The sequence below is a fragment of the Kitasatospora phosalacinea genome (assembly GCF_000716545.1).
GTDB lineage: Bacteria > Actinomycetota > Actinomycetes > Streptomycetales > Streptomycetaceae > Kitasatospora > Kitasatospora phosalacinea.
The window spans coordinates 1-3,940 of record NZ_JNWZ01000135.1 but is presented as its reverse complement, the minus strand read 5'-3'; the positions used below and the strand labels follow the sequence as shown (position 1 = coordinate 3,940).

Annotated in this window: 4 protein-coding genes and 1 pseudogene; 2 read left to right on the top strand and 3 right to left on the bottom strand. The window is 74.9% G+C overall.

What is annotated here, in order from left to right; all coding sequences use genetic code 11:
* Nucleotides 1–85: 85 nt before the first annotated feature.
* Nucleotides 86–1,090, bottom strand: a complete 1,005-nt coding sequence (locus OO48_RS33685) for an aldo/keto reductase family protein (RefSeq protein ID WP_033223387.1) — start codon at nucleotides 1,088–1,090, stop codon at nucleotides 86–88.
* Nucleotides 1,091–1,273: 183 nt separating this feature from the next.
* On the opposite strand from OO48_RS33685, the gene OO48_RS33680 reads away from it, so the two are divergent.
* Together OO48_RS33680 and OO48_RS33675 are read left to right on the top strand one after the other, a co-directional pair.
* Nucleotides 1,274–2,320 (top strand): Acg family FMN-binding oxidoreductase, encoded by a 1,047-nt coding sequence (locus OO48_RS33680; protein WP_245194921.1) that lies wholly within the window; start codon nucleotides 1,274–1,276, stop codon nucleotides 2,318–2,320.
* A 65-nt stretch (nucleotides 2,321–2,385) separates the two neighbouring features.
* A complete protein-coding gene (locus OO48_RS33675) occupies nucleotides 2,386–2,727 on the top strand; it encodes a DUF5713 family protein (RefSeq protein WP_033223389.1) in 342 nt (113 codons plus the stop codon).
* Between the two features lie 13 nt (nucleotides 2,728–2,740).
* Here OO48_RS33675 and OO48_RS33670 read toward each other — a convergent pair whose 3' ends face one another.
* Both OO48_RS33670 and OO48_RS37950 read right to left on the bottom strand, forming a co-directional pair.
* Nucleotides 2,741–3,580 (bottom strand): class I SAM-dependent methyltransferase, encoded by an 840-nt coding sequence (locus tag OO48_RS33670; RefSeq protein WP_033223385.1) that lies wholly within the window; start codon nucleotides 3,578–3,580, stop codon nucleotides 2,741–2,743.
* Between the two features lie 243 nt (nucleotides 3,581–3,823).
* Nucleotides 3,824–3,940: pseudogene (locus OO48_RS37950) on the bottom strand (electron transfer flavoprotein subunit alpha/FixB family protein); the annotation flags it as partial.

Genomic DNA, 3,940 nt, shown 5'->3' with positions numbered 1-3,940 from the left:
GCCGGAGGGTTCCTTCCGGCGGCCGCCCGCGCGGTGTCCACGAGGTGCCCGGGTTCTCGCGGGTCACGCGGGCTGCGCGGCTGTCTCAGGGGCGGGTCTTGGGGGCGTTCTCCGCCGTCCGGGCCGGGTCGAACTCGGCGACGGGGGACAGGATCTCGTCCATCCGGGCGAGCAGCGCGGGCTCGAGCTTCACGCCGGCGGCCTTGACGTTCTCGGTGACCTGCTCGGGACGGGAGGCGCCGATGATGGCCGCGGACACGTTCGGGTTCTGCAGCACCCAGGCGACGGCGAGCTGGGCGAGCGAGAGCCCGGCCTCCGCCGCGAGCGGCTCCAGCAGCTGGACACGCTCCAGGACTTCGGGCCGCAGCCAGCGCGCCACGAAGTTCGCGCCGCCCTTCTCGTCGGTGGCCCGGGAACCGGCCGGCGGCTCGGCGCCCGGCTTGTACTTGCCGGTCAGCACGCCCTGCGCGATCGGCGACCAGACCACCTGGCCGATGCCCAACTCTTCGCAGGTCGGCACCACTTCACCCTCGATGACCCGCCACAGCGCGCTGTACTGCGGCTGGCTGGAGACGAACGGGACGCGCAGCTCGCGGGCCAGCGCGTGGCCCGCCCGGATCTGCTCGGCGGTCCACTCGGAGACGCCGATGTACAGGGCCTTGCCGGAGCGGACCACGTCGGCGAACGCCTCCATGGTCTCCTCCAGCGGAGTGGAGGGGTCGTAGCGGTGGGCCTGGTAGACGTCCACGTAGTCGGTCTGCAGGCGGCGCAGCGAGCCGTCGATCGACTCCATGACGTGCTTGCGCCCCAGCCCGCGGTCGTTGCGGCCGGGCCCGGTCGGCCAGAACACCTTGGTGAGGATCTCCAGCCCTTCGCGGCGCTCCCCCTTGAGCGCCCGGCCGAGGACCGACTCGGCGCGGGTCTCGGCGTACACGTCGGCGGTGTCGAAGGTGGTGATCCCGGCGTCGAGGGCGGCTCGGATGCACGCGGCCGCGGTGTCCTCCTCGACCTGCGAACCGTGGGTGAGCCAGTTCCCGTACGCGATCTCGCTGATGATCAGGCCGCTTCGGCCCAGGTGGCGGAATTCCATGGTCCGTACGGTACGCCAGCGGCGGCGGACGGGGCGGGCACCGGCCCGGGAAAGCGGGAACAGGGGGGGCGGAAGCCGTCCGGCCCGGGCCTTTGGGCCCTACCGGGCGGGACGCGGACGGGCGCAGGATCGAGGCACTGAAGGCGTGGCACACGACGAGGATGCGGCGAGGAGTGATCCGCGATGACCGAGTCGATGGCGATGGCGACGACGGGAGTGCCGGGCGGCCCGGTGGACGGGGTGCCGGGCGGGCCGAGCGAGGCGGAACTGCGGGCGCTGGTGGCGGCCGCCGGGGCCGCGCCCTCCCTGCACAACGCGCAGCCGTGGCGGTTCCGGCCGGCCGGGGACGGGCCCGGCGTGCTGGTGTACGCGGACCCGGCCCGGGCGGTGCCGCTGGCGGACCCGGACGGGCGCGGCATGCTGCTGTCGATCGGGGCCGCACTGTTCAACCTTCGGGTGGCGGCGGCCCGACTCGGTCTGCCCGTCGAGGAGTTGGACCTGATGCCGGGCCCGCTCGACACGGTCGTCCCCGACCGGCCGGTCGCGGTGGTGCGCTTCGGGCCGCGCGGAGTGCCCTACGAACCGGCCGAGTTGGCCGAGGCGATCGCTCAACGGCACTCCAGCCGCGAGCCGTTCGGGAACCGGGACGTGCCGGAAGCGGTGATCGGCGAGCTGATCGAGGCCGCCGCCGACGAGGACACCGTGCTGGACGTGCTGGAGGAGGACGGCGCGCGCCGGGTGCTGGCGCTGACCGCGGAGGCCGAGGCGCGGATCGCCGGGGACGCCGCCCTCCGGGCGGAGACCGGCAGCTGGGTGCGGGCCGAGCCGGCCCCGGACGGCATCCCGAAGCGCGCACTCGGCCCGCAGGACCACGAAGTGCGGGTCCCCATACGGGACTTCGCCGGGCGCGGGCCCGCCCGGTCCAGGCGCTTCGAGGCGCTGCCGCAGGTCGCGACCGTCTCCACCCGGGGCGACACGGCGGCGGACTGGCTGCGGGCCGGGCAGGCGATGGAGCGGGTCTGGCTGGTGGCCACCGCCCGCGGGCTGCGGGTCTCGGTGCTCCACCAGGCCATCGAACTCCCGGACACCCGTTGGCGGTTGCGCGACCCGGAGAGCGGCGTCGGCACCGTGCAGGTGGTGCTGCGGGTCGGTTACGGCCCGCCCGGCCCGCCCACCCCGCGCCGGAACGTCGACGACCTGCTGCGCGGGTCGGCCGGGGACCGCCGGTAGGCGCCCTGTCAGTGCCCGGGGGCATGATCGGCCGCGAGGACCCCACGGACGGACGGAGCGGCGACATGGCGATCACCAACGAGCGGCTGGCGGAGTACGAGTTCCTGCGGTCGATGCGCGGGGACGGCTACTACCCGGCGCACCTGGTGGCCAAGGGCGGCGACATCCTGCGCGCGCTGTGCGAGCGGATCGAGGCCCGACCGCCGCACGGGCTGAAGGAGTTGTACGTCCTGACGCACGCCGCGACGGAGGAGTTCAACCTGCTGGCGGAGGAGTTCTACGCGGCCGACAGCGACATCGAGACGGTCGCCCGCGAGGCGATCGCCGAGGACTTCGGCCACCTCGCGCAGGCGTACGGCTTCCCGGACGCCGACCTGGAGGAGCTGATCGCGCCCCGGGAGTGGTGACGGCGGCGCCCGGTCAGCGGACGGCGCCGGCCAGCAGGGCGCGGTGCGGCAGCAGCAGGCCGTCCGTGCCCGCCGGGCCGGTGCGGAACTCCCCGGCCAGCCGCTCGTAGTGCTCGCGGGCCGCGGCCCGGATCTCCGGCGGCTGGGCGAGCAGGGTCAGCCCGATGGTGGCCACGCCGGAGGCCGGGCCGCTCCACCACTCGTCCACCGTCGTGGCGTGGTCGAAGTCGACGGTGCGGCAGTGGACTTCGCGCAGCCCGGCGGCGTCGAGCAGGCCGGCCAGGCCGTCGGCGGTGCGCGGGAAGTCGTCGGCCGGATCGAGCGGCCCCAGGTGCGGCGGGCGGACCGCGCCGGCCGCCTGCAGGGCGCGCGGGACCAGCGTCTGCCCCGGGGCGGGGCTGCCCGACCAGATGGTCAGGGCGATCCGGCCGCCCGGGCGCAGCACCCGCCGCAGCTCGGCGAGCGCGATCAGCGGTCGGCCGACGTGGTTCAGCACGAAGTTGGCCACCACCGCGTCGAACTCGCCATCCTCGAAGGGGAGTCCGGGGAGGGTGGCGAGCACCGCGCGGGCCTGCGGGGCGTTGCGGCGGGCGAGTTCGAGCATGCTCGGCTCGGCGTCCACCGCGGTCACCCGGGCCCCGCGCGCGGCGGCCCCGGCGGCGACGGTGCCCGGGCCCGTCCCGACGTCCAGCACCCGGCTGCCCGCCGACACGCCCGCCGCGTCCAGCAGTTCGCCCACCGGGCGGGCGCAGAGCCGGCCGAACGAGGCCGCGTAGGCGGCACCGCGCCCGGCCCAGGCGGCGCGCTCGTTGGCGTCGAAAACGGTGTGCTGCGGCGCGGTGCTTCGAGTCACGGGTCCCCCTCGTAACGATGGTCGGTGGACGATCCTGGTGGCACCCGGTGCTGGCGTCCGCAGCACGGGGGAGCACTTGGACGCCGTCGAACGGGCCGCGCTGAAGCACGGGTTCGACAGCGCCGACGACCTGCCGGGGCTGCTGCGCGCCTGCGCCGGGGAGTGGGAGAAGGGCGCGACCTCGGCGGTCGTGCCCTTCCCGTTGCTCGCTCCTACTCGCCGGTGGAGGCTGTCGACAGCGCGTCAGCCCGTCTTGACCTGGTCGGTGAGTTGGGGCAGGACGTTGAAGAGGTCTCCGACGACGCCGTAGTCGACGAGTTCGAAGATCGGGGCTTCGGGGTCCTTGTTGACCGCGACGAT